Origin of the sequence: Variovorax sp. LG9.2 (assembly GCF_035018885.1) — a bacterium.
Taxonomy (GTDB): Bacteria; Pseudomonadota; Gammaproteobacteria; order Burkholderiales; family Burkholderiaceae_C; genus Variovorax.
The window spans coordinates 39,070-64,739 of the sequence record NZ_JASJXB010000011.1 but is presented as its reverse complement, the minus strand read 5'-3'; the positions used below and the strand labels follow the sequence as shown (position 1 = coordinate 64,739).

The following is a 25,670-nucleotide window of genomic DNA, read 5'->3' as shown; positions in this document are numbered from 1 at the left end:
TAAGATACGTGCAAATAGCGTGTCATAAACCGTACGTGACAAGGTTATCTGGCTAATATTCGATTCAAGAAGTGTTCAAAACAGGTGCAAATATGACTCAAGAGAACGTTGTCACACAAAATGAAGTGGTTGTGTACTTCGACGGCGCGTGTCCGGTTTGCTCCAGCGAGATCGCTTATTACCGCCGTCAACCGGGTGCGGACACCTGCCAGTGGATCGACGCTTCGAGCTGCGCCGACGCGGAGCTCGGGCCAGACCTGACCCGCGCTGCCGCCTTGAAACGTTTCCACGTGCGCCGGCCCGACGGAACGCTCGCGGACGGTGCCCGCGGCTTCGGCGTCTTGTGGCAAGCACTGCCCCGCACAGCGTGGCTGGGGCACATCGTTTCGTTCGGTCCGATGCCCATCGTGCTCGATTTCGCTTATCGCGGCTTTCTGGCGGTCCGGCCACTCTGGCGCAAGACGCCGTCCGAATTGCCCGCGACCTCAGCGGCCCCGGTCGACACCACCAACGAGCACGCGGGCGAACCGCGTCCGGTGCAAAGCGGCTCGGGCGCCTTCGGCGCACTTGTTCGCCGTCTCTGATTCACCTTCCATCTCCAAAAGGAAAAACCGATGTCAAGCCGCAAAATTCGTCCCGCCATCGCGGTCATTGGGGCGGGAATAGCCGGGACGTCCTGCGCCGCGGCGCTCCTGCGTGCCGGGCACGACGTCACGCTGTTCGAGAAATCGAACAACGTCGGCGGTCGAATGGCCACCCGACGCGTTCAATGGACCGACGCTTTAGGCGTCGAGAGGTCGACCGATCTCGACCATGGAGCGCAACAGTTCAGTGCGCAAAGCCCGCGCTTCCGGGCGGTCGTCGCTCGCGCAGAGGCGGCTGGGCAAGCCGAGTTTTGGCAGCAGCGGGTGTATGCGGCGTTCCCCGAGCCGAGGATGCGGCTTCGGGTCATGCCGGTTCCCGACATGCCTTCGTTCTGCCGAAACCTGCTCGGCGGCGTGCCCATGCGCATGGGCCAACAAGTGCAAAGGCTGCAGCGGGGGGTCGATGGTTGGCGCCTCGTATTTTCGGACGGCGAGTCGGCTGGATTGTTCGACCATGTGATGCTGGCCATGCCGCCAGCCCAGGCCGCGCTGTTGTTGGCGGGACACAAGGACGATTGGGCCGATGCACTTGCAGCCGTTCCCATGACGCCATGCTGGACGCTGATGGCCGTCACCGACGATGTCGATTGGCCCTGGGATGCCGCCGAGCCGGAAAACGGCCCCCTCGCAGTGGTGACGCGCAACGACCGCAAGCCGGGTCGCGACGGCGCTGTCGGCTGTGCCAGTTGGATAGCCCACGCCACGGCCGCCTGGAGCGAGGCGCATCTGGAAGACGATCCCAAAGCCGTCGTGCAGATGTTGCGTGCTGCACTCACCGCGTTGATGCCTCCGGATTCGCAGCGCGAGTGGCAGCATGTCGGCGTGCATCGCTGGCTGTATGCCTCACTTGGACAGCCATCGTCGGGGCGCTCCGAATGCTGGTGGGATCCGGTGATCGGCCTGGGCGTTTGCGGAGATTCATTCGGCGCAGGCACGGTCGAGGCGGCCTGGCGTTCCGGGGACGAGCTTGCAGACACGGTGGCTGCCAGCCTCGACACGGAACTGATCGCGGTCGAGGAGATCCCGCCAGTGATGGCGCGGGTCCGGATTGCGCAAGAGATCCATTGAAGCGCCCGGCTGCGGCGCGCGGCTTACTTGTAGCTGCGCGCGTCTTCGATCACCTTGCCATCGTTCGGAAGACTGTTCGGCGTTACGCATTCGACCGCGCCGCGCAGCTTCGTGACTTCGCGAATCGTTTCTGCCACGCGCGCTTCGAGGCCTTCGGGTGCGCCGTCGCACTCCAGTTTGAGCGTCATGCGGTCGTCGCCCATCTCGCCTTCGACCACCAGACGTGCGCGCCGCACTTCCGGAAACCGGCTTGCGATGTCCGCCACTTGCGAAGGGTGGACGAACATGCCGCGCACTTTGGTGGTCTGGTCGGCGCGGCCGAGCCATCCCTTGATACGTTTGTTGGTACGGCCGGTGGGGCAATCGCCGGCCAACACTGAAGACAAGTCGCCGGTGCCGAAGCGCACCAGCGGGTAGTCTCGATTGAAGGTGGTCACCACGATCTCGCCGACCTCGCCATCGGGCACGGGGTCGCCGGTGCCGGGCCGCACGATCTCCACCAGCACGCCTTCATCGAGCACCAGGCCTTCGCGCGCGCTCGTCTCGTAAGCGACCAGGCCCAAGTCGGCCGTTGCGTAGCACTGCGTACCGTGCACTCCGTGCGCATCGATCCAGTCGCGCAGGCTGCGTGGAAAAGCCTCGCCCGACACGAGCGCTTTTTTGAGTCTGGGGAGCGGCGTTTTCAGCTCTGCAGCCTTCTCGAGAATGATCTTCAGGAAGCTCGGCGTGCCAACGTAGCCTTCGGCCTGAAGATCGACCAGGGCGTCGACCTGCTGCTCGGTCTGGCCGATGCCGCCGGCAAACACCGTGCAGCCCATCGCGTGCGCGCCGCTTTCCATGATCGAGCCCGCAGGGGTCATGTGATAGCTAAAGCAGTTGTGCACCAGCTCGCCGCTGCGAAAGCCCGCCGCGTGCAACGCGCGTGCCGTCCGCCAGTAGTCGCGTGCTTCGCCTTCGGGCTCGTAGATGGTGCCGGGGCTCGCGAACACGCGCGGCATGCGCGAGCCACGCGCGATGGCCGCGAAGCCGCCGAACGGGTCGTTCGCGCGTCGTTCTTTCTGCAGCGCGAGCAGTTCCGATTTGCGTGTGACCGGCAACCGGGACAGCGCTTCGCGCGACGTGATGTCGGCCGGCTTCACGCCATCGAGAATCTTCGCGAAGGCCGGCGCGGCAGTCTGCGCCTGCATGATCTGTTTGGGCAATGCAGCGAGCAAGTCGCGCTCGCGTTCGGCCGGGTCGCGCACTTCGAGCGCGTCGTAAAAATCTGTCGTCATGCCAACCACCGCTTTCTGCGCTTGTAGCTCTTCACGTCGCGAAAGCTCTTGCGGTCTGCGCCACCGACGCCGAGGTAGAACTCCTTGACGTCTTCGTTCTCGCGCAGGCTCTTCGCCTCGCCGTCCATCACGATGCGGCCGTTTTCCAGGATGTAGCCGTAGTCGGCGTAGCGCAGTGCCATGTTGGTGTTTTGTTCGGCGAGTAAAAAGGTCACGCGCTCTTTTTCGTTCAGGTCTTTGACGATGCCGAACACCTCGTCGACGATCTGCGGCGCAAGGCCCATCGACGGTTCGTCGAGCAGCACCATGTTGGGTGCTGCCATCAGCGCGCGGCCGATGGCGCACATCTGTTGTTCGCCGCCTGAGGTGTACGCCGCCTGCGAAGTGCGGCGCGTTTTCAGGCGCGGAAAGTAGGCGTATACCTTCTCCAGCGTCTCGGCGATGGCGGCCTTGCCGTCGGTACGCGTGTAGGCGCCCGTCATCAGGTTCTCTTCGATGGTCAGGTGCGCGAAGCAGTGCCGGCCTTCCATGACCTGCACCAGCCCGCGCTTGACCAGGGCCGAGGGCGTCAGCGCTTCGATGCGTTCACCACGCAGCTCGATCGTGCCCTTGGTCACCGCGCCGCGCTCGGCCAGCAGCAGGTTGCTCACCGCCCGCAAGGTCGTCGTCTTGCCCGCGCCGTTGCCGCCGAGCAGCGCCACGATGCCGCCCTCCGGCACCTTCAGCGACACACCCTTGAGCACGAGGATCACGTGGTTGTAGATCACCTCGATGCCGTTGACTTCGAGCATCGGCCTGGCCGTCGATGCAATGGATGTGGCTGAAGATTCCATGGGCGTTCTTTACGCGGTAGTTCGCTGTCGCTTGGAAGCTTGCAGCCTCAGCTGCAAGAACGCGCCTTGACGTTCTTGTCCTTGGCGTACTTTTCGGAGAACTCCTTGACCAGCGGGTCGATGAACTTCTTGTCCGACTGGTACCAGTCGGACTTGTTCTCCCATTTGCTGCCGTCCCACGTCACGATGCGCGCCCAGTCGGTGCCCATGTGGTTGCTGCAGGATGTCTTGACCGGCCGCATGATTTCGCCGAAGCCCAGCGCCTTGAGCTTGTCGGCCGTGAGGTCGAGGTTTTCATAACCCCAACGCACCTGCTCGGACGTCAGCGACTTGCCCTTGCCGTACTTCTCTTGCGCGGCGCGAATGGCCTCGACCTGCAGCATCGAGATCATCATGCCGCGCGTGTGCGCCAGCGTGCCGACGCCGTCGGCCGCACCGGTGCCCTGACCCTTGTCGTAGACGAACTTCTTGAGGTCGTCCTGCACCTTGTCCTTGGCTGCGCTGTTGTGGATGGTGATGGCGTTGTAGCCCTTGGCGCCGGCGCCGATGTCCTTCACGTCGTGATCGGAGCCGGCCCACCAGATCGCGTACATCTTCTCGCGCGGGAAGCCGCTAGCCTGTGCTTCACGGATGCCGGCGGGCGTCATCACGCCGGCCGACCAGAACAAAACGTAGTCGGGCTTCTGCTGGCGAATCTGCAGCCAGACCGACTTTTGCTCGACGCCGGGCGGCGTGACCGGGAACAGCGAAAGCTCGAAACCATCGGCCGCAGCGCGCTTTTGCAGCAGCGGGATCGGCTCCTTGCCATAAGGCGAGTCGTGATAGACCAGCGCGATCTTCTTGCCCTTGAGGTTGCCTTTTTCTTTCTTGGCGATGTCCTGGATCATCACGTCGGCAGCAGTCCAGTAGGTGCCGAGCAACGGAAAGTTCCACTCGAACACGGTGCCATCGACCGACTGCGACAGGCCGTAGCCGGGGGTCTCGATCGCCACTTTGTCGGCGTAGGCCTTGTCGGTGACGGCAAAGGTGATGCCGGTCGATTGCGGATCGAAGCCCGAGGCGCCGGTGCCCTTGCCCTTCAGGCGCTCGTAGCACTCCACGCCCTTGGCCGCGTCGTATGCCGTCTCGCATTCTTCGTACGTCAGCTTGACGCCGTTGACGCCACCATCACGCGCATTGACGAGCTTCAAGTAGTCCTGCTTGCCGTCGGCCCACGGGATGCCCAGGGGAGCGAACTGACCGGTGCGGTACACCAGCAGCGGCACGAATTGTTCGGCCGTCTGCGCCTGGGCAATCGAGGTCGCAGCGACCATCGACAGTGCCGCGGCGGCAAAGGCCGCGGTGCGAGCGAAGTTCATCAATCTCATGGCTTGTCTCCTTTTATTGAGCACATAAAAGTGCAGGGTTGGAACGACGTTGAAAACGGTGAGTGAGCGGGTTCAGTGCGGTCAATGCGGGAAGGGCCACAGCCGCAGCTTCTGTCGCGCCGTCGACCACAGCCGCGCCAGTCCGTGTGGCTCGACGATCAAGAAGAAGACGATCAACGCGCCAAAAATCATGTGCTCCAGATGCGACGCCGTGGCGGTCGATATCGACAGGCCGAGCCAGTGCGGCACATAGTTCAGAAGCAGCGGCAGCATCACGATGAAGGCAGCGCCAAAGAAGGCGCCGGCAATCGATCCGAGCCCGCCGATGATGATCATGAAGAGCAGCTGGAACGACTTGTCGATGCCGAAGGCAGCCGGCTCCCACGCGCCCAGATGCACGAAGCCCCACAGCGCACCGGCCACGCCGACGATGAAGCTGCTGACTGCAAAGGCAGTGAGCTTGGCGTAGACCGGTCGAATGCCGATGACGGCGGCCGCCACGTCCATGTCGCGCATCGCCATCCACTCGCGGCCGATGGCCCCACGCACCAGGTTCTTGGCGAGCAGGCCGAACACCACGACGAAGCCGAGGCACAGCAAATACTTCTGCACCGGCGTGTTGAATTCGAAGCCCAGCATCTGCAAGGTACGCACGCTGACCGAGCCGGAAGACGAGTCGTTGGTGACCCACTTCACCCGGTTGGTGAACCAGTCGATGAAGAACTGCGCAGCGAGCGTCGCGACCGCCAGGTACAGCCCGCGGATGCGCAAGCTCGGTATGCCGAAAAGAACGCCCAGCACCGTGGCCGCCAGCCCGCCGCCGAGGATCGCGATCAGCAGCGGCATGCCCTCGACGCGCGCCTGCAGGTTGAAGGCCGCGTACGCGCCAATCGCCATGAAGGCGCCCGTGCCGAGCGAGATCTGCCCGCAATACCCGACCAGGATGTTGAGCCCGATGGCCGCCAGCGCGAGGATCAGAAAAGGGATCAGCACCGCGCGAAAGCTGTAGTCGCTCACCGTGAGCGGCACCACGACGAACGCGATGACCGCCAGCGCCAGCATCGCCCAGCGGTCTTGCGCGATCGGGAACAGCGCCAGGTCGGCCCGGTAGCTGCTCTTGAATTGACCGTTTTCTCTGTAGAACATAGTGGCGGTTTCGTCAGACGCGGTCGATGATCTTGTCGCCGAACAGACCTTGCGGGCGGATCAACAGAACTGCGAGCGCAAGCACATAGGCGAACCAGTTTTCGATGCCGCCGCCCACGTAAGGGCCGAGATAGATCTCGGACAGCTTCTCGCCGACGCCAATGATCAGTCCGCCCAGGATGGCGCCCGGCACCGAGGTAAGCCCACCGAGGATCACCACCGGAAACGCCTTCAGCGCGACCAGCGAGATCGAGTACTGCACGCCGAGCTTGCTGCCCCAGATCACGCCCGCCACCAGCGCCACGATGCCACCGACCGACCACACGATGACCCAGATGCGCCCGAGCGGAATGCCGATCGACTGTGCCGCCTGATGGTCGTCGGCCACGGCGCGCAGCGCGCGACCGGTGCGCGTCTTCTGGAAAAACAGGGTGAGCAGGATGACCAGCGTTGCCGCAGCGACCGCCGAATACATGTCTTCCTTGTTCAACAGCAAGCCGCCTTCAAAGATGTTCTCCAGTACCAGCAGCGGATCTTTCGGCATGCCGACATCGATCTTGTAGGCCGCACTGCCGAAGATGAGTTGCCCCGCGCCGTCGAGCACGTTGCCGATGCCAAGCGTCGCCATCAACAACGTGATGCCTTCCTGATTGACAAGGCGCCGCAACGCGAAGCGCTCGACCAGCCAGGCGACGCCGACCATGCACAGGGCCGCCGCGATGAACGCCAGGATGTTGGCCAGTACCAGGCTGCTGAAGCCGAACCACAGCGGGAACCATTCGGAGAACCGCGCCATCGCCAGCGCCGCGAACAACACCATCGCACCCTGGGCGAAGTTGAAGACGCCCGATGCCTTGAAAATCAGTACGAAGCCCAGCGCGACCAGGGCGTAGAGCATGCCGACCATCAGGCCGCCGAACAGGGTCTCAAGAAAAAAGCCCATGTCAATGTTCCACGCCCAGGTACGCCCGGATCACGTCTTCGTTGTTGCGCACTTCGTCAGGCGTGCCGTCGCCGATCTTTTTGCCGTAGTCGAGCACCACCAGGCGGTCGCTGATGTCCATCACCACGCCCATGTCGTGCTCGATCAGCACGATGGTGGTGCCGAACTCGTCATTGACGTCGAGGATGAAGCGACTCATGTCCTGCTTCTCTTCCACGTTCATGCCGGCCATCGGCTCGTCGAGCAGCAGCACCTGCGGCTCCATCGCGAGCGCGCGTCCGAGGTCGACGCGCTTCTGCAAGCCGTAGGGCAGCTGCCCCACCGGCGTTTTGCGAAACGGCTGGATCTCCAGGAAGTCGATGATGCGTTCGACGAATTCGCGCTGCTCCAGCTCTTCGCGTTCGGCCGATCCCCAGCCGAACGGATTGCGAAAGGCTTGCGCGAGCAGGCTGCTCTTCATCTTCAGGTTGCGGCCCGTCATGATGTTGTCGAGCGCGCTCATGCCCTTGAAGAGCGCCAGATTCTGGAAGGTGCGCGCCACGCCCATTTCGGCTACCTGGCGCGAGTTCATGTGCGTGAAGGTCTGGCCGCGAAAGGTGATGGAGCCTTGCTGCGGCTGGTACACGCCGTTGATGCAGTTGAGCATCGAGCTCTTGCCCGCGCCGTTCGGCCCGATGATGGCGCGCACCTCGTGCTCGCGCACATCGAAGCTGATGTCCGTCAACGCCTTCACGCCACCGAAGCTGAGCGAGATGTTCTGCACGTCGAGGATGACCTCGCCGACTTTTCTATTTGCTTGCCCGGGGCGGCCCGGCGCGGCGCTCATGCAGCCGCCTTCACTTCGGCAAACCGCTTCGCATCGACGATCTGCAGCGTCGCGCTGACCGATCCGGTGCGGCCGTCTTCGAACTTCACTTGCGTCTCGATGAACTGCTCTGTCTTGCCCGTGTAGAGCGCCTCGATCAGCACCGCGTACTTTTCGGCGATGAAGCTGCGCCGCACCTTTCGGGTGCGAGTCATCTCGTCGTCGTCGGGGTCGAGTTCCTTGTGCAGCACCAGGAAGCGCGCGATCTGCGTGTCGGCCATGCCGGGCTCGCCCGCCAGATCAGCGTTGACCTTGCCGATGCAGCCGGCGATGAGCGTCAGCACTTCGGGCTTGCCGGCCAGGTCCACGTAGCCGGCATACGCCAGTCCGCGCCGCTCGGCCCAGTTGCCGACCGCTTCGTAGTCGATGTTGACGAACGCACACACCGTTTCGCGTGCATCGCCGAAGCACACCGCTTCCTTGATCTGCGGAAAGAACTTGAGCTTGTTCTCGATGTAGTTGGGCGCGAACATCGCGCCACCGGCCATGCGACCCACATCCTTGGCGCGATCGATGATGCGCAGGTGGCCTTCGCTGTCGAGCACGCCGGCATCGCCGGTGTGAAAGTAGCCGTCGGCATCGAGCACTTCGGCTGTCGCGTCGGGCCGCTTGTAGTAGCCCTGCAGTACCGACACGCCGCGCACCAGCACTTCGCCGTTGTCGGCAATGCGCAGCTCCATCCCCGGCGCTGCGGTGCCGACGGTTTGCAGCTTGACCTTGCCGTCCTGCTGCATGCAAACGTACGCGCAGGTTTCGGTCTGGCCGTAGAACTGCTTCAAGTTGACGCCGATCGAGCGATAGAAACGAAACAGGTCGGGGCCGATCGCGGCGCCCGCGGTGTACGCCACACGGATGCGGCTCATTCCCAGCACGTTGCGCAGCGGCCCGTAGACCATCAGGTTACCGACCGCGTACAGCGCGCGGTCCGTTGCACTGACCGGCGCGCCGTTGAGGATGTCGGCACCGACGCGTTGCGCCAGCGCCATGAACTTGGCATACAGCCATCGCTTGGGCGCGGCCGCGTCTTCCATGCGGATCGACACGGCGGTGAGCAAGCCTTCGAAGGTGCGCGGCGGGCCGAAGTAATAGCTCGGCCCGATCTCGCGCATGTCGTTCATCACCGTGGCCGCTGACTCGGGGCAGTTCAGCGTGAAGCCGCCGACCAGCCATTGCGCCACCGAAAAAAGATGGTCACCGACCCACGCCATCGGCAGGTAACTCATGATGTTGTCGCCGGGACCAAGTTTGTCGCTCACCACGCCGCCCTGACCTGCGGCGATGAAGCTCGCATGCGTCTGGCACACGCCCTTGGGCCGTCCAGTGGTGCCCGAGGTGTAGAGGATCACGCCGACATCGTCGGCATTGCCACTCGCCACCGCGGCGTCGAAAAATCCCGGATGCGCCGTGTCGAAAGCACGGCCCAATTCGCGCAGTTGCTCGTAGCCGATCAGCCCCGGCTGGTCGTAGTGACGCAGGCCTTTGGGGTCGTCGTAGATGATGTGGCGAATCTGCGGCAGGTCGGTTTGCGCGGCCAGCTTGCCTTGCTGGATCTCGCGGCACTCGAGCAGCTTGTCGACCTGCTCCTGGTCTTCGGCGATGACGAACTCGATCGATGCGTCTTCCAGCATGAAGACCATCTCGGTCGCGACCGCGTCCTGGTAGAGCGGCACCGGCACGCCACGCAGGCTCTGCGCCGCGACGACCGCCATGTACAGGTGCGGCCGATTCGCGCCGACGATAGCGAGGTTGTCCAAGGTCTTGAAGCCGAGGCTCACGAGTCCGCAGGCGATTTCGCGCACCTCCTGCGCAGTCTCCCGCCAGTTCCACGTCTGCCAGATACCGAGGTCTTTCTCGCGCACAGCCGGCGCGTCGGGACGTGCTTGCGCATGCGCCAGCAACAGGCGGGGGAAGGTCGGCGGCATGGACGCCGGAGCGAGCAGCGAATCGGGTGAAAGGGTCGGCACAGTGGGCCGGATCGTAGGCGCCACTTTGACGCCGGCTTGTCGTTACAACGACAATCTAAGGGACAGTACTCCCCGGACTTTCCCGATGAAGCCAAGCCCATGATCGGCAACACCGCCAGTGGCGGCTCGATTCGCGACACGGTACGCGCCGCGCACCCGCACGAGCTCGACAACATTCCCTGGCTCCACACGCTCACGCCAGCCGAGCGTAAGCGCGCCGAAGCCGCCGTGGTGGTCGGCGATGCCGATGCCGGCGAGCTGGTCTGTCGCGTCGGCCGCTCGCCGACCTACTGGTTCGGCGTGGTCGAAGGCCTGCTCAAGATGAGCAACGACAACGCCGACGGCACCTCGATGACCTACAGCGGCCTGCCGCCCGGCGGCTGGTTCGGCGAAGGCACGGTGATGAAGCGCGAGCCCTATCGCTACAACATCCAGGCACTGCGGCGCAGCCTGGTGGCCGGCCTGCCGATCGACGAGTTCCACTGGCTTCTCGACCACTCGATCGGCTTCAACCGCTTCGTGATGAACCAGCTCAACGAGCGGCTCGCCCAGTTCATCGCCGCGCGCGAAGCCGACCGCCTGAACAACCCCGACGCCCGCGTCGCCCGCAACCTGGCGGCGCTGTTCAACCCCGTGCTGTTCCCGGGTGTCGGCGAGCTGCTGCGCATCACGCAACAAGAGCTGGCGTACCTGATCGGCCTGTCGCGCCAGCGGGTGAACGAGGCGCTGCGAACGCTGGAAGGGCAGGGCGCCATTCGGGTCGAGTACGGCGGTGTGCGGGTGACCGATCTGATTGCGTTGCGCGCGGGTGGCCTGCCGGGGACGCGCGGGCCAATGAAGACGGCAAAGCCGGTCAGTCCGACCCATGCGATTCACCCGATGCCGCCTAAAGCCCGCTGATACCCGTCGTCAGTCCACGCTCACTACACTGCAATCCCGCCTTGCGCGTCTTCGCTTTTTGCCCGCTGCCCTCATGGAAATTCTTGTTCTGGTGATCCTGATCGCCGTCACCGCCTGGGTCCTCAAATCGAAAGAGCAGGCCCGCCGCATCGCCCTCCTGGGCGGCCAGCTCGGCAAGTACCAGATCGAAAAGCTGATGGAGAACCTGACCGAGGGCTACATGCGATGCCTCGCTGAAGACGATGCCGAGCGTCGCGATCAGATCTGGAGCATGTTGAACACAGCCGAGGCCGCGCTGGCCGATCAGTTCGGCCGCTTTGCCGCCGGCTTCGGGCGCATCGACGAGGCGCAAACACGTACGAGCAAGCTGCCGCTCGCGCTGCCATTGGCCGACCGGCTTTTCCCCAACGCGACCTTCGATGCGCGCAAGGCCTTTGCCATTCACGCGCACGGCATTGCCGACGCCGCCAGCAACGCGCTCGGCCAGACGCCCAAGCGCAAGGCGTTCACGATGTCGGCGGAACTGTTCTTGATGCAGCACACCTGCCACTGGTTCTGCCGCTCGAAGTCGGTGGCCTCGGCGCGGTTGCTGGCACGGCACCAGACCTCGTATGCGCTGGCGCTCGATTCGGTCGCGCCAGCCACGCGCAAGGCTTACCAGGCGCTTGTCGGCGGCTGACGGGCGCTTGACCGGCCGTCGGCTGGGCGTCGAATTTCACCGTCGCGTCGACTTTGTCACGCAACGTTTCCGATGAGTCGCGCGATGATGGCGCCATGCTCAGAACCGCTGCACTCCTGATCACGCCGCTGGTGACCCTGGCGCTCGTCTACTGGCTCGGCTTCCTCGCGCTCATCGGCTGCGTGGCGCTGGTGTTTTGCGTGATCTGGTTTTCGAGCGCTAGCAAGAACGTGATGGCGGGTCGTCCGGAGGACGTCGACACGCAAATCGCCGGGCCGACGACTTTCATGGCGGGCCTCTAGCGCCAAGTCGCTTTCGATGCTGCGGCCCGTCGGGCTGCGCGCGACAATCGCTCCTCAAGCGATCCGCAAAACGAGGTCGCACCCACTTTTCAGTCTTTGCGCCCCCACTTACTTTCATGTCCTCTTCCGACAAGCCGTCATCCGGTGCCGTCAAACTCGAAGGCGCGGGCGATGCCTTGCTCGCCGCCAATGCGCAAATCGAGGTGATGTCCGAGCAGCTCCAAACGCTGAACGAACTGCTCGCCAAGCCGCTCGACCAGATCCTCGCCGAGCGCGACAAGTTCAAGGAAGCGGCTGCTGCCTGGGATGCTTTTGCCGCCCAGTGGGTGCTCTCGCAACGCGCCATGAAGCGCGTCGCGCTCGATCTGGCAGTCGACCAGGGCGTCACCGAAGAAGATGTCGTCGCTCGCGCGATGGCCTATGCCAACGAGGTGCTCAACGGCGACGAAGTCGACCTCGGCGGCACCATCGCCGAAGCGCAGCTGGCGCACATCGGTCGCCATCGCGCGTTTCTTCGCAAACAATTCCGCCCATCCTGACAACGCTGATCCCGCTTACGCTTCTGGAGCCGTCATCGCCACCGCCAAATCCCTCGTCACCGACGAATACAAGCTGTTCCCTTCACCGCGGAACGTGCATCGCGTCGTGTTCGAGCACCAGGTTTTCCTGCCGTATCCGTACATGCTGATCGACATGGAAAGCTACTACCTGAAAGGCCGCTACAGCCTCTTCGCGGCCTGCCGCCTGGTCGACAACAAGATGGGCCAGCTCGTTACGCTCGAAGACGTTGCCGACGAGGTCAAGTTCAAGAGCAAGTTCGTGCCCGACTGAGCGCTTCACGGCGACCGAAACAAGATTTACAACGAAGGAGACAACACCATGTTCCAGACCGCTCTCATGACCGGCCAGCGCATCCTCGTCACCGGGGGTGGCACCGGCCTCGGCAAGTCGATGTCCGAAAAGTTTTTGGCGCTCGGCGCCGATGTCGCCATCTGCGGCCGGCGTCAGTCGGTGCTCGAAGAAACAGCGGCCCAATGGCGCAAGGATTTTCCGGAGCGGCGCATCGACACCTTCGGCGTCGACATCCGCAATGCGCAGGCGGTCGATGAAATGGTCGAAAGCCTGTTCGAAAGCGGCGGCCTCACAGGCCTGGTCAACAACGCCGCCGGCAACTTCGTCGCCCCGACCGAAAGCCTGTCGCCACGCGCCTTCGACGCCGTCGCCAACATCGTGTTCCATGGCAGCTTCTACGTGACGCAAGCCGTCGGCAAGCGGTGGGTCGCACAGGCCAAGTCCGGCGAGTGGAAAAAGGGCAGCCCGTACCGCAGCGTGATGAGCATCATCGTCACCTGGGTCGACAACGGCGGCCCGTATGTCGTGCCTTCGGCCATGAGCAAGGCCGGCATCGAGGTCATGACCAAATCGCTGGCGATCGAATGGGCGCGCTACGGCATTCGACTCAACGCCGTCGGCCCGGGCGAGATCCCGACCGAGGGCATGAGCAAGCGCCTCAATCCCGGCGAAGAGCCGGGTGAGCGCTCCAAGGCCAGCAACCCGATGGCGCGCGTCGGCGAAATGAGCGAGCTGCAAAACCTCGCAGCCTTCCTGATGGCGCCGGGCCAATGCGACTGGCTCACCGGCCAGTCGATCATGATGGACGGTGGCCAGGCCGCGGCCACCGGCGGCAACTTCTACGAGCTGCGTCAGTGGAGCGATGCCGACTGGATCGCGGCCCGCGAGCGCATCGAAGAACAGAACGCCAAGGACAAGTTGCAGCGCTGAGGAGCTGGCTGCGCCGCGCGGCGCCATCCTCCGTAGAAACCCGTTAGGTGGGCGTCGACACCCTTGGTACTCTGTATACAGAGTTCGAAGTACGTCATGGCAACCTCCCTGGTTCAGATTCCCTCCGCCCCCGACCTGGTCGATCAGGTCTACCGGGCGCTGCTCGACGCCATCAGCAGCGGCTCGTTGGCGCCGGGTGAACGACTGACCCAGGAGGACATCGCGCGCCGCTTGAATGTGTCGCGGCAGCCTGTGCTGCAGGCGTTGCGGCTGCTCAAGAAAGACGGCTTCGTGCACGACGCGCCGGGGCGGGGCGTGTGGGTGGCCCCGCTCGATGTCGAGTGGACGCGCAAGGTCTACCAGGTGCGGGGCGCCCTCGACATGCTGGCCGCGCGACTGGCTGCCGCACAGTGCTTTCGTATCGACCCCAAGCTGATCGAACGCGGCCGGCGTGCCGCGCGCGGCCGCAGCGTGGAGGCCATGCTCGATGCCGACATGGCGTTCCACCAGGCGATCTACGCCGCATCCGGCAACGCACTGATCGGGCAAAGCGCCGATCACCACTGGCGCCATCTGCGACGCGCTATGGGCGCGGTGCTGCAGTCCGCCACCCAGCGCGAATCGCTCTGGGACGAACACCAATCGATCGCCGACGCGATCGCGGCCGGCGACGCCGACGGCGCCGCGCGGCTGAGCAACGACCACGGCGCGGAAGCCAGCGCCAACCTCGGCCGGCGCCTTGCCGAACGACTGAACACCCCGGCCCTTTCCACCTCGACCACCGCACTTTCCGGAGACCCACGATGAAGCTCACACCCGAACAACGCGCGCAATTCGATCGCGACGGCTACTTGTTCTTTCCCGGTCATTTCACGCCCGAAGAAACCCGTACCCTGACCGAGGCGGTGCCGGACCTGTACAGCCGCCGCGAGGCATTCAACGTGCGAGAAAAAGGCAAGGATGCCGTGCGCACCAACTTTGCGGCGCACCTGATCAGCGAGCCTTTCGCTCGCCTGGCGCGCCACCCACGGATGGTGGGGCCGGTGACCGATCTCTTCGAGGAAGAGGTCTACATGCACCAGTTCAAGATCAACGGAAAGATGGCCTTCGAGGGCGACGTGTGGCAGTGGCACCAGGACTACGGTACTTGGCTCAACGACGATCTGATGCCGACCGAGCGCGCCATGAACGTGGCGATCTTCCTGGACGACGTGAGTGAATACAACGGCCCGTTGATGTTCATCCCGGGCAGTCACAAGAAGGGCGTGGTCGATGCCAAGCACGACCTCACCACCACCAGCTACCCGCTCTGGACGGTCGACCACGACCTGATCCGGCAACTGGTCGATCGCGCCGGCGGCAAGGACGGCGGCATCGTCTCGCCCAAGGGCCCGGCCGGCTCGATGATCCTGTTCCACAGTTGCCTGGTGCACGCTTCGGGCAGCAACCTGTCGCCGTTCAACCGTGTCGCGGTGTACTTGAGCCTGTGCGCGGTCAGCAACCATATTCGTCGGTTCAAGCGGCCCGAGTTCATCGCGCAGCGCGACTTCACCCCGATCGCGATGCTGCCAGATGACTGCCTGCTGAAGCCCTACCCGGTCGACACGCCGTGGCAGCACGGCTTGCCAGAAAGCGCGCTGCAGACGTCGCTCGACGTCATCGACGAAGCCACCACTGCTTGAAAGGAAGCGTGATGAGCCTCCACTCCAAACTCCAGCAACGCGAAGCCGAAGGCCGTCCGATCCGTATCGGGTTGATCGGCGCCGGCAAATTCGGTTCGATGTACCTGGCGCAGATTCCGCGAACGCCCGGCATTCATCTGGTCGCCATCGCCGACCTCTCGCCCAGCGCGGCGCGTGCCAGCCTGACGCGGGTCGGCTGGGATCCAGCACGCACGCAGGCGCGCTCGGCCCAGGAGGCGCTGAAGACCGGCGCCACCTGGATCACCGACGACTGGCAAGCCGTCACGCGCAACGCCGGCATCGATATCGTGGTCGAGTGCACCGGCAATCCGGTGGCGGCCGTGCAGCACTGCCTGGATGCCTTTGCGCACGGCAAGCATGTGGTCAACGTGACGGTAGAGGCCGACGCTTTCTGCGGCCCGTTGCTGGCGCGCAAGGCGCAAGACGCCGGTGTGATCTATTCACTGGCGTTCGGTGACCAGCCCGCGTTGATCTGCGACCTGGTCGACTGGGCGCGTACCTGTGGCTTTCCGGTGGTGGCGGCCGGTCGCGGCCACAAGTGGTTGCCGCACTTCTCGGAATCGACGCCCGAGACGGTCTGGGGCAACTACGGCCTGACGCCCGAACAGGCCGAGCGCGGCGGCCTCAACCCGAAGATGTTCAACAGCTTTCTCGACGGCTCCAAGCCGTCGATCGAAAGCTCCTCGGTGGCCAACGCCACCGGTCTTTTCGTGCCGTCCGACGGGTTGCTCTATCCGCCGGCCAGCGTGGAAGACATTCCGGTCGTGACGCGGCCGAAAAGTGAAGGCGGGGTGCTGGAGCGCAAGGGCATGGTCGAAGTCATCTCGTCGCTTGAGGCCGATGGCCGGCGCATCCCTTACGACATCCGCATGGGCGTGTGGGTGACGGTCGAAGCCGAGACCGATTACATCAAGAACTGCTTCGAGGAATACAACGCGCACACCGACCCCAGCGGTCGCTACTTCACCCTGTACAAGCGCTGGCACCTGATCGGGCTGGAGGTCGGCGTGTCGGTTGCCAGCGTCGCCCTGCGCGGCGAGGCCACCGGCGTCGCGACCTGCTGGAACGCCGACGTGGTGGCGACCGCCAAGCGCGACCTGATGCCGGGCGAGATGCTCGATGGCGAAGGCGGCTACACCGTCTGGGGCAAATTGCTCCCGGCCGATCGTTCATTGCGAATGGGCGGGCTGCCGCTGGGTCTGGCCCACAACGTCAAGGTGCTGCGGCCGGTCAAGAAGGGCCAGAGCCTGAGCTGGGCCGACGTCGCGATGGACATGTCGACCGACGCCTACAAGTTGCGCGCGGAGATGGAGTCGATGTTCGCGCTGCCACACGCCAAGGTCGCCTGAAGGTCGCTTGAAGGCCGGTTGTTCGGCCCAGCATCCGGCCACAGCCGGTCGATGCTTTCACCGCGAGCACGCTCTCGCCACCAAAAGACACTGCAAATGCCAACCCCACACATCATCGGCTGGGGGCACACGCCCTTCGGAAAACTCGACCAGCTCGACATAGAGCAGATGTTTCGTGACGCCGCGCTTCCCGCAATGGCGAGTGCCGGACTCGAGCCCAAAGACATCGACGGCATATTCGTCGGCACCTTCAATGCCGGATTCGTACCGCAAGACTTCAGTGCCTCGATCGCGGCAGTCGCCATCCCGGCATTCCGGTTCACCCCGGCGGTGCGCATGGAGAACGCGTGCGCCACGGGTTCCGCTGCGATCTGGGCTGCACTCGATGCGCTTGAAAGCGGCCGCATGAAGCGGGTGCTCGTCGTCGGCTTCGAGAAGATGAACACGCTGCCGAACAAGGAAATCAGCGCCGTGCTCCTCAAGTGTTCTTACGTCAAGGAAGAGGGCAGCGAGCCGGGAGGCTTTGCCGGAGTGTTCGGAAAAATCGCGGCGACCTATTTCGAGCGTTTCGGCGATCAGTCCGATGCCCTCGCGGCAATCTCTGCAAAGAATCACATCAATGGTGTTCGCAATCCCTATGCGCACATGAAACGCGATCTCGGCTTCGATTTTTGCCGGACCGTGTCCGACAAGAATCCGTTTGTCGCCGGACCTCTCAAGCGCTCGGACTGTTCGCTGGTGTCGGATGGAGCGGCTGCGCTCGTGCTGTCTTTGGAGCCCGTGGGCAATGCGCAGGTGTCCCCCGTGCGTTGGCGCTCGCGCACGCAGGTCAACGACTTCCTTCCCCTGTCGCGCAGGGATCCGACGCGATTCGAAGGAGCCACCCGGGCCTGGAGCGAGGGTCTTGCCGCGGCACAGTCGCAGTTATCGGACCTGCAGTTCGTGGAGACGCATGACTGCTTCACCATTGCGGAACTGCTCGAATATGAAGCCATGGGATTGGCCCCACACGGCCAGGGTGCTCGGGTCATCCTGGACGGCGTGACCCGCATGGAGGGACGACTGCCGGTAAATCCATCGGGCGGCCTCAAATCGCGCGGCCATCCGATCGGGGCCACCGGCGTGTCGCAGCACGTCATGGCTGCAATGCAGTTGTCCGGGACTGCCGGGGACATGCAGGTGCCGAACGCGCGAAGGGGCGCGGTGTTCAACATGGGCGGCGCTGCAGTGGCCAATTACCTGAGCGTGCTCGAAGCGGTCTGATCGATGCACCCGGCTCAAGTCATGAACCTCGGCCAATTGCTGACGCAAACGGCCCGGTTGTTTCCGCAACACGCAGGTCTGATCCAGGGCGACGAGACCTGGACCTGGAAGGCAATCCACGCGCGGGTCGACGCCATGGTGGCGGCATTGCGCCACAAGGGCATGAAGAAGGGCGACAAGATCCTCGTGCAGTCCCGCAACAACCTGCAGTTGTTCGAAAGTTGCTGGGTCGCCTTTCGCCTCGGTTGCGTCTGGGTACCGACGAACTTCCGCCTGACGCCACCCGAGATTTCGTACCTCGGCGCATCGAGCGGTGCACGCCTCATGATCTACGAGTCGGATTTCGCGATGCACGTCGACGCCGTGCGTGCGGCATCGGATGCGCTGGAGTTGGTGGTCTGCATCGGGAATCCGCGTGCCGGTGAGAGTTCGTACGAGGGACTCGTCCAAGAGCACGCAGCAGACTCGGACGAGTCTGGCGGATCGGTCGAGTGCGCCGCAGTCGCTTACGACGACCCGTTGTGGTTTTTCTATACCTCGGGCACGACCGGCAAGCCCAAGGCGGGCATCCTCACGCACGGACAAATGGCTTTCGTGGTGACCAACCATCTTGCCGAACTGATTCCCTGCACCACGGAAAAAGACTGTTCGATCGCGGTCGCGCCGCTCTCGCACGGCGCCGGAATCCATGCGCTGCTCAATGTGGCCCGGGGTGCCGCTACCGTCATGATGCCGGGCGAAAGGCTGGATCCGGAGTCGTTTTGGCAACTCGTCGAGCGGCATGCAGTGAGCAACGTCTTCACCGTCCCGACGATCGTCAAGATGCTGGTCGAACATCCGGCCGTCGATCGTTACGATCACTCTTCACTCCGCTACGTCATCTATGCCGGAGCACCGATGTACCGGATCGACCAGAAACTTGCGCTCGGCAAACTGGGCAAGGTGCTGGTGCAGTACTTCGGTCTCGGCGAGGTCACCGGCAACATCACCGTCCTCACTCCCGACATGCACTCGACGGACGACGACGACCCCAACGCCAACATCGGATCCTGCGGTCGGGCCCGAGTGGGCATGGAGGTCGCGATTCTGGGCGCAGGGTTTCAGCGTGTCGCAGCTGGCACCGTCGGCGAAATCTGCTGCCGTGGCCCTGCTGTTTTCAATGGGTATCACAACAACCCGGATGCCACGGCCAAGGCACTGCAAGGTGGCTGGTTCCATACGGGCGACCTGGGCCGCATGGACAGCCGCGGGCTGCTCTACATCACCGGCCGCGAATCCGACATGTACATCTCCGGCGGATCCAATGTGTACCCGCGTGAAGTCGAAGAGGTTCTGCTCACGCACCCGGGCGTCGCCGAGGTCGCCGTGCTGGGCGTACCCGATTCCAAATGGGGAGAAATCGGCGTTGCGGTGATCGTTCGCGGGGCCTCGGCGAGTCCGGTCGACGAACAGGCCCTGCTGGCCCACCTCGATGGCCGATGCGCAAAGTACCGCTGGCCACGCCGGATGTTTTTCTGGGAGTCCTTGCCCAAATCGGGGTACGGCAAGGTGACCAAAAACGACGTATTGCGGCTTCTCGTGGAACGCGGCGATATCGCCTCCGTCGATTGATCGTGGCGGCAGTGCCACCCATCCCACGCGTGAAGGACTTTCATTGAGCCATCGAATGAAAGACAAGGTCGTCATCGTCAGCGGTGCCGGTTCGTCGGGGCCGGGCTGGAGCAATGGCAATGCGGCAGCCACGCTGTATGCGCGAGAGGGCGCCAAGGTCCTGGCGCTCGACTCTCGGCTGGACGCTGCCGAAGAAACACGGGCGATCATCGAGAGTGAAGGGGGCTCCTGCCTTGCACTCCGGGCCGATGCGTCCGTCAGCGCCGACTTGAAGCAAGCCGTCGACGCCTGCATGGCGCATTTCGGCCGAATCGACGTGTTGCACAACAACGTGGGAATCGTCGAGGTGGGCGGGCCGGTCGAGACTTCAGAGGAAAGCTGGGACCATGTCATTGCGGTGAACCAGACCAGTGTGTTCCTCGCCTGCAAGCACGTGCTGCCGCACATGATCGAACGACAGTCCGGTGCCATCGTGAACATTGGCTCCGTCGCCGCGGTACGTTGGATCGGCTTTCCCTACATTGCTTACAGCGCCGCCAAGGCTGCGATCGTTGCCATGACGTCGAACATCGCAGTCCAGTACGCCGCACAAGGCATCCGTGCCAACTGCGTGATGCCAGGCTTCATGAACACTCCGTTGATCCGCGCGCCGCTGCTCAAGACGTACGGCGGCGACATCGATTCGATGCTCGAACAGCGCGACAAACAAGTGCCCACGGGAAAGATGGGGGACGCATGGGACACCGCCTATGCCGCGCTCTATCTGGCATCGGATGAAGCCCGCTACGTCACAGGCATCCAGTTGACAGTGGATGGCGGACTCACCGCCCGATGTGCCTGACAGCGACTAAAAAAAATAACCACGATAACCACGATAAACCAGGAGACAAGAAGATATGCAAACCTCACGCCGCACCATTCTCAAGACCGCCACGACCATCGGCCTTATCGGTCTTGGCAGCAAGACCGCGACCGCACAAAACGGCACCTTCAACTTCAAGGTCGGGACCAATGTTCAGAACACGCATCCGATCTACCTGGCGCTCGCCGACGCGACAGAAAAAATCAAGTCCGAAACCGATGGCAAGGTCATCATCCGAGTGTTCCCCAACGGGCAACTGGGCTCCGATACCGACATGCTGAGCCAGGTTCGTTCGGGCGGGCTCGACTTCCTGACGCTGGCCGGTGTGATCCTTGCCAACCTGGTGCCGATGGCGTCACTCAACAGCGTGGGCTTCGCGTTCCCGGACTACCCCAGTGTCTGGAAGGCCATGGACGGCGATGTCGGTGCCTTCATCCGTCTGCATATTTCCAAGGCGAATCTCTATGTGTTCGACAAGGTATGGGACAACGGGTTTCGCCATGTCACATCGTCCAAGCTCATCAGCACGCCGGCCGACCTCAACGAACTGAAGATCCGCGTCCCCGTGAGTCCCTTGCTGCTGTCGCTGTTCAAGACGCTCAAGGCATCACCGACCGGCATCAACTTCAATGAGCTCTACAGCGCGCTGCAGACCAAGTTGGTCGATGCGCAGGAAAACCCGCTCCCCATCATTCAGTCGGCGAAGCTCTACGAGGTTCAGAAGAACTGCGCGTTGACGGGTCATATCTGGGACGGGTACTGGATGCTGGCCAACAAGCGGGCGTTTGAAACACTGCCGACCGGGATGCGGGACATCGTGGCCAAGAACTTCAATGCCGCCGCGATGGTCCAGCGTGCCGAAAGCGAGAAACTGGCGGTGTCGCTGCAGCAAGAGCTGGCCGGCAAAGGGCTCGCGTTCAACAAGCCGGCAACCGAGCCGTTCCGGGCGGCGCTGCAACAGGGCAAGTTCTATTCGGAGTGGAAGGGGAAATTCGGCGACGAGGCCTGGTCCAAGCTCGAGGCGGCCGTCGGCAAACTGGTGTGACCGGAACAGGACATGAACACCCAGGCACTCTCCCCGGCGTTTGTTGCACGTCCTCCCTTGCGGCCCCTGGCGGCCCGACTGGACCAGGCATTTTTCAGCGTCATTGAAAACGTCGCGGCGCTGCTGCTGATCGGCGAGATCTTCATCCTGTTCGCCGGCGTCGCGGCGCGCTATGTGTTTCATGCACCATTGATCTGGTCGGATGAACTCGCCCAGTTGATGTTCATCTGGCTGGCGATGCTGGGGGCCGTCATCGCGTTGCGGCGCGGCGAGCACATGCGGATGTCGACCTTCGTCAACAAGGCTTCGCCGGCCACGCGTGCGCTGCTCGAGACGGTCGCGATGATCGCGGCCATGGTCTTTCTCGGCTGCATTCTGGTGCCGGCTTACGACTACGCGGTGGACGAGCAATTCATGATGATGCCGGGGCTGGAGGTCTCGAGTTCATGGCGTGCGGCGGCCCTCCCGGTCGGCATGCTGCTGATGTTGCTGGCCGGCTTGCTGCGGCTCGCCGTCGTCGCAGAGTGGAAAGTGATACTGGCATCGTTGGTACTGATCGGCGCGTGTGCCGCAGCGCTCTTGCTGGCGCAACCGCTGTTTGCCTCGTTGGGCAACCTCAACCTTGTGATCTTCTTCGTCTTCATGATCGCGGCGTGCGTGTTCGCTGGCGTGCCGATCGCATTTTCTTTCGGGCTGGCGACGTTGAGCTACCTGGCGTTGACCACGACCACGCCGATGGCGGTCCTGGTCGGGCGCATGGGCGAGGGGTTGTCGCACCTGATCCTGTTGGCGGTACCGATGTTCGTCTTTCTCGGGCTGCTGATCGAGGCGACCGGCATGGCGCGACGCCTCATCGGTTGCCTTGCTTCGATGATCGGGCATGTCAAGGGCGGACTCTCTTACGTGCTGGTCGGCGCCATGTACCTTGTGTCCGGAATTTCAGGATCCAAGGTGGCCGACATGGCGGCCATCGCACCCGCGCTCTTTCCGGAGATGCGCAAACGCGGGTCGAAGCCGGGTGAGTTGGTGGCGCTGCTTTCTGCGACGGGCGCACAGACCGAGACCATTCCGCCGAGCCTGGTGTTGATCACGGTCGGCTCCGTCACCGGCGTCTCGATTACCGCGTTGTTCGCGGGTGGCATGCTGCCGGCCGTGGTGGTCGGCCTGCTGCTTTGCGTGGTCGTCTGGCATCGACACCGTCACGAGGATCTTCGGCATATCTCCCGCAGCACCAAGGCGCAGATCGCGAAGCATCTCCTTGCAGCCTCGCCTGCCATCGCGTTGCCCTTCGTCATCCGGTTTTCGGTCGTCGAGGGCATCGCCACCGCCACTGAAGTTTCAACGATCGGCATCGTCTATTCGATGGCCGTCGGGCTGTTGATCTACAAAGAGTTCGACTGGAATCGGCTCAAGCCGATGCTGCTCGACACGGCCGCGCTGTCCGGTGCGATCCTGCTGATCATCGGCGCGGCCACCGGCATGGCGTGGGCGCTGACGCAATCGGGTTTCTCCACCAGTCTTGCCGAGGCGGCGATGGCGCTCCCCGGTGGCAAGTGGACGTTCCTGGCCGCGTCCATTGTCGGTTTCATCGTTCTCGGCAGCGTGCTCGAAGGCATTCCCGCCATCGTGCTTTTCGGGCCACTGCTGTTTCCGATTGCCCAGCAAGTGGGGCTTCACGAGGTGCACTACGCCATGGTGGTCATCCTGGCGATGGGCATCGGATTGTTCGCTCCGCCGTTCGGTGTGGGCTATTACTCTGCGTGCGCCGTGAGCAGGATCGATCCGCAAGAAGGACTGCGGCCGCTGGTAGGGTACGTCGTCGCACTGGTCATCGGCGTCGTGGTCATCGCGGCCGTTCCCTGGTTCTCCACGGCATTCCTTTAACGCACGGGCGACCCGGCGTCCGCCCTCGAAGCGCCGGGTTTTTACGCTTTTTTTACGGCCCCTGGCCGACTCCATTCCCCGTTTTTATGTGCCCCTGCCGAGACTGACTGCCATGTCTCGAAACAGGAGTGACTGAATGGACTTCGTATGGATTGCCGCCCTCGCCGTGTTCTGGCTGGGAATGGTCGGCATGGTGAACGGGTTGCACAAGCTGCAATCCGCCAAGGGTGAACAGGGAGCGCGCAAATGATCAGTCTCGAAGTGCTTTACGGCTTCGGCGGATTCATTGCGATCGCGTTGTTCGCCTATCTTGTCTACGCCCTGATCCGCGCAGAGGAGTTCTGACATGACCACCTCCGCATGGACCCTGCTGGTGGTCTTTCTCGTTTTGCTGGGCGTGCTGGCTTGGCCGCTCGGCCGCTTCATGGCCGCGATGTGCGACAGCCGCTTGCCGCGCTGGATGCAGCGCGTCGAAGCGCCGTTGTACGCGGTGGCGGGTACGTCGCCTGACCAGTCGATGCACTGGCGCACCTATGCGCTGGCGCTGGTTGCTTTCAATACTCTCGGCGCGATCTTCGTCTACGGCTTGCAGCGCCTGCAGGCCGTGCTGCCGTTGAACCCGGCCGGCATGGCAGAGGTGTCACCGGATTCGTCGTTCAACACGGCGGTCAGCTTTGTCAGCAACACCAACTGGCAGGGCTACGCCGGCGAGTCGACCATGAGCTATCTCACGCAGATGCTCGGCCTCACGGTGCAGAACTTCTTCTCGGCTGCTACCGGCATCGCCGTGGCCTTTGCGCTGGCTCGCGGCTTCGCGGCACGACGCACCGACGGCAAGGGCCTGGTCGGCAACTTCTGGGTCGACTTGACGCGCATCACGACGTGGCTGTTGCTTCCGATCTCGTTCGTCATCGCGATGGTGCTCGCGGGCCAGGGCGTCATCCAGAACTTCGACGCTTACAAGACCGCGACGACGATCGAAGCACAGGCTTACCAACAGCCCAAGCTCGACGCCGGCGGCCAGCCCGTCAAGGACGCCGCTGGCGCTCCGGTGCTCGAAGACGCCAAGACCACCACGCAAACGCTCGCCATGGGTCCGGTCGCTTCGCAAGAAGCCATCAAGATGCTCGGCACCAACGGTGGCGGCTTCTTCAACGCCAACTCGGCGCACCCCTACGAGAACCCGACCGCGCTGTCGAATCTCGTGCAGATGCTGGCGATCTTCCTAATCCCGGCGGGTCTGTGCTTCACCTTCGGCCGCGTCGTGGGCGACCGGCGCCAGGGCTTCGCCGTGCTCGCGACGATGACGGTTTTGTTCGTCATCGGCGTGCTGGTCATGCTGCCGGCCGAGCATGCGGGCAACCCGTTGCTGACGTCGCTCGGTGTCGACCAGGCATCGAGTGCGATGCAGGTCGGCGGCAACATGGAAGGCAAGGAAACGCGCTTCGGCATCGATGCGTCGTCCCTCTTCGCCGTCATCACCACCGCCGCATCTTGCGGTGCCGTCAACGCGATGCACGACTCGCTCACGCCGCTCGGCGGCATGGTGCCGATGGTGATGATGCAGCTCGGTGAAGTCGTCTTCGGCGGCGTCGGCACCGGCCTGTACAGCATGCTGATCTTCGCGATCCTCGCAGTGTTCATCGCCGGCCTGATGATCGGTCGCACGCCTGAATACCTCGGCAAGAAGATCGAGGCGCACGAGATGAAGCTCACCTCGATCGCCATTCTGGTCACGCCGATGCTGGTGCTCGCAGGCACCGCCATCGCGGTCATCGCGGGGGACGGCAAGGCCGGCATCGCCAACCCTGGCGCGCACGGTTTCTCGGAAATCCTGTACGCGCTGACATCGGCGGGCAACAACAACGGCAGCGCCTTTGCCGGGCTTTCGGCCAACACGCCTTTCTACAACGGGCTGCTCGCGGTCGCGATGTGGTTCGGCCGCTTCGGCGTGATCGTCCCGGTGCTCGCCATCGCGGGTGCCCTCGCTGCCAAGAAGCGGCTGCCGGTGACCGCCGGAACCATGCCCACGCACGGGCCGCTGTTCGTGACTTTGCTGATCGGCACCGTGCTGCTGGTCGGCTTGCTCAACTACGTGCCTGCGCTCGCGCTTGGGCCGATGGTCGAGCACCTCATGCTCTGGAAATAAAGGCTCCCCCCCCCAGGTCGCTGCGCACTGCGTGTCG

General features: G+C 63.5%; 25 protein-coding genes. 18 read left to right on the top strand and 7 right to left on the bottom strand.

The features are described 5' to 3' along the window. Nucleotides 1-92: 92 nt before the first annotated feature. Nucleotides 93-584, top strand: a complete 492-nt coding sequence (locus QN413_RS13460) for a DUF393 domain-containing protein (RefSeq protein WP_323497117.1) — start codon at nt 93-95, stop codon at nt 582-584. Nucleotides 585-614: 30 nt separating this feature from the next. Continuing rightward, entirely contained in the window at nt 615-1,712 is a 1,098-nt protein-coding gene (locus tag QN413_RS13455) for an NAD(P)/FAD-dependent oxidoreductase (RefSeq protein WP_323497116.1), read from the top strand. Between the two features lie 23 nt (nt 1,713-1,735). On the opposite strand, the gene QN413_RS13450 is transcribed toward QN413_RS13455, so the two are convergent. From QN413_RS13450 to QN413_RS13420, 7 genes are all read right to left on the bottom strand, one after another. Further along, nucleotides 1,736-2,986, bottom strand: a complete 1,251-nt coding sequence (locus tag QN413_RS13450) for a phenylacetate--CoA ligase family protein (protein ID WP_323497115.1) — start codon at nt 2,984-2,986, stop codon at nt 1,736-1,738. After that, nucleotides 2,983-3,819, bottom strand: a complete 837-nt coding sequence (locus QN413_RS13445; protein ID WP_323497114.1) for an ABC transporter ATP-binding protein — start codon at nt 3,817-3,819, stop codon at nt 2,983-2,985. The genes QN413_RS13450 and QN413_RS13445 overlap by 4 nt, the downstream gene beginning before the upstream one ends. 47 nt (nt 3,820-3,866) lie before the next feature. Beyond that, complete coding sequence (locus QN413_RS13440) at nt 3,867-5,186, bottom strand: ABC transporter substrate-binding protein (RefSeq protein ID WP_416352182.1); 1,320 nt, start codon at nt 5,184-5,186, stop codon at nt 3,867-3,869. 81 nt (nt 5,187-5,267) lie between these two features. Further along, entirely contained in the window at nt 5,268-6,332 is a 1,065-nt protein-coding gene (locus QN413_RS13435; protein ID WP_187054131.1) for a branched-chain amino acid ABC transporter permease, read from the bottom strand. Nucleotides 6,333-6,345: 13 nt separating this feature from the next. Next, nucleotides 6,346-7,275, bottom strand: a complete 930-nt coding sequence (locus QN413_RS13430) for a branched-chain amino acid ABC transporter permease (RefSeq protein ID WP_323497113.1) — start codon at nt 7,273-7,275, stop codon at nt 6,346-6,348. A 1-nt stretch (nt 7,276) separates the two neighbouring features. Next, on the bottom strand, nt 7,277-8,101 hold the full coding sequence (locus tag QN413_RS13425) for an ABC transporter ATP-binding protein (RefSeq protein ID WP_187054133.1): 825 nt from the start codon (nt 8,099-8,101) through the stop codon (nt 7,277-7,279). Further along, nucleotides 8,098-10,062, bottom strand: coding sequence for an AMP-dependent synthetase/ligase (locus QN413_RS13420; RefSeq protein WP_323497112.1), 1,965 nt, complete (start codon nt 10,060-10,062; stop codon nt 8,098-8,100). The genes QN413_RS13425 and QN413_RS13420 overlap by 4 nt, the downstream gene beginning before the upstream one ends. Nucleotides 10,063-10,203: 141 nt before the next feature. Between QN413_RS13420 and QN413_RS13415 the strand changes: the two genes are divergently transcribed. The 16 genes from QN413_RS13415 (at nt 10,204) to kdpA (ending at nt 25,633) form a co-directional block, all read left to right on the top strand. Then, nucleotides 10,204-11,004 carry a Crp/Fnr family transcriptional regulator gene (locus QN413_RS13415; RefSeq protein WP_323497111.1) on the top strand — a complete coding sequence of 267 codons (801 nt, stop codon included), beginning with the start codon at nt 10,204-10,206 and terminating at the stop codon, nt 11,002-11,004. 73 nt (nt 11,005-11,077) lie between these two features. Further along, nucleotides 11,078-11,683, top strand: coding sequence for a hypothetical protein (locus tag QN413_RS13410; RefSeq protein WP_323497110.1), 606 nt, complete (start codon nt 11,078-11,080; stop codon nt 11,681-11,683). 95 nt (nt 11,684-11,778) lie between these two features. Beyond that, complete coding sequence (locus QN413_RS13405) at nt 11,779-11,985, top strand: hypothetical protein (RefSeq protein WP_323497109.1); 207 nt, start codon at nt 11,779-11,781, stop codon at nt 11,983-11,985. 116 nt (nt 11,986-12,101) lie between these two features. Beyond that, on the top strand, nt 12,102-12,524 hold the full coding sequence (locus QN413_RS13400) for a hypothetical protein (RefSeq protein ID WP_323497108.1): 423 nt from the start codon (nt 12,102-12,104) through the stop codon (nt 12,522-12,524). Between the two features lie 34 nt (nt 12,525-12,558). Next, nucleotides 12,559-12,816, top strand: coding sequence for a hypothetical protein (locus QN413_RS13395; RefSeq protein ID WP_323497203.1), 258 nt, complete (start codon nt 12,559-12,561; stop codon nt 12,814-12,816). A 48-nt stretch (nt 12,817-12,864) separates the two neighbouring features. After that, on the top strand, nt 12,865-13,767 hold the full coding sequence (locus QN413_RS13390; RefSeq protein WP_323497107.1) for an SDR family oxidoreductase: 903 nt from the start codon (nt 12,865-12,867) through the stop codon (nt 13,765-13,767). Nucleotides 13,768-13,863: 96 nt separating this feature from the next. Beyond that, entirely contained in the window at nt 13,864-14,574 is a 711-nt protein-coding gene (locus tag QN413_RS13385; RefSeq protein ID WP_323497106.1) for a GntR family transcriptional regulator, read from the top strand. Then, nucleotides 14,571-15,449: a phytanoyl-CoA dioxygenase family protein gene (locus tag QN413_RS13380; protein WP_323497105.1), complete on the top strand. Its 879-nt coding sequence runs from the start codon at nt 14,571-14,573 to the stop codon at nt 15,447-15,449. The genes QN413_RS13385 and QN413_RS13380 overlap by 4 nt, the downstream gene beginning before the upstream one ends. An 11-nt stretch (nt 15,450-15,460) precedes the next feature. After that, entirely contained in the window at nt 15,461-16,819 is a 1,359-nt protein-coding gene (locus QN413_RS13375; protein ID WP_323497104.1) for an NAD(P)H-dependent oxidoreductase, read from the top strand. A gap of 96 nt (nt 16,820-16,915) precedes the next feature. Beyond that, nucleotides 16,916-18,082, top strand: coding sequence for an acetyl-CoA acetyltransferase (locus QN413_RS13370; protein ID WP_323497103.1), 1,167 nt, complete (start codon nt 16,916-16,918; stop codon nt 18,080-18,082). A gap of 3 nt (nt 18,083-18,085) precedes the next feature. Beyond that, a complete protein-coding gene (locus QN413_RS13365; protein ID WP_323497102.1) occupies nt 18,086-19,693 on the top strand; it encodes an acyl-CoA synthetase in 1,608 nt (535 codons plus the stop codon). 55 nt (nt 19,694-19,748) lie between these two features. Then, nucleotides 19,749-20,534 carry an SDR family NAD(P)-dependent oxidoreductase gene (locus QN413_RS13360; RefSeq protein WP_416352181.1) on the top strand — a complete coding sequence of 262 codons (786 nt, stop codon included), beginning with the start codon at nt 19,749-19,751 and terminating at the stop codon, nt 20,532-20,534. Nucleotides 20,535-20,589: 55 nt separating this feature from the next. Continuing rightward, nucleotides 20,590-21,600, top strand: a complete 1,011-nt coding sequence (locus QN413_RS13355) for a TRAP transporter substrate-binding protein (RefSeq protein ID WP_323497100.1) — start codon at nt 20,590-20,592, stop codon at nt 21,598-21,600. A gap of 12 nt (nt 21,601-21,612) precedes the next feature. Beyond that, nucleotides 21,613-23,484, top strand: a complete 1,872-nt coding sequence (locus QN413_RS13350; protein WP_323497099.1) for a TRAP transporter large permease subunit — start codon at nt 21,613-21,615, stop codon at nt 23,482-23,484. A gap of 246 nt (nt 23,485-23,730) precedes the next feature. Continuing rightward, nucleotides 23,731-23,829, top strand: coding sequence for a K(+)-transporting ATPase subunit F (gene kdpF, locus QN413_RS13345; protein WP_187054148.1), 99 nt, complete (start codon nt 23,731-23,733; stop codon nt 23,827-23,829). Nucleotide 23,830: 1 nt separating this feature from the next. After that, a complete protein-coding gene (gene kdpA / locus QN413_RS13340) occupies nt 23,831-25,633 on the top strand; it encodes a potassium-transporting ATPase subunit KdpA (protein ID WP_323497098.1) in 1,803 nt (600 codons plus the stop codon). Nucleotides 25,634-25,670 lie beyond the last annotated feature (37 nt).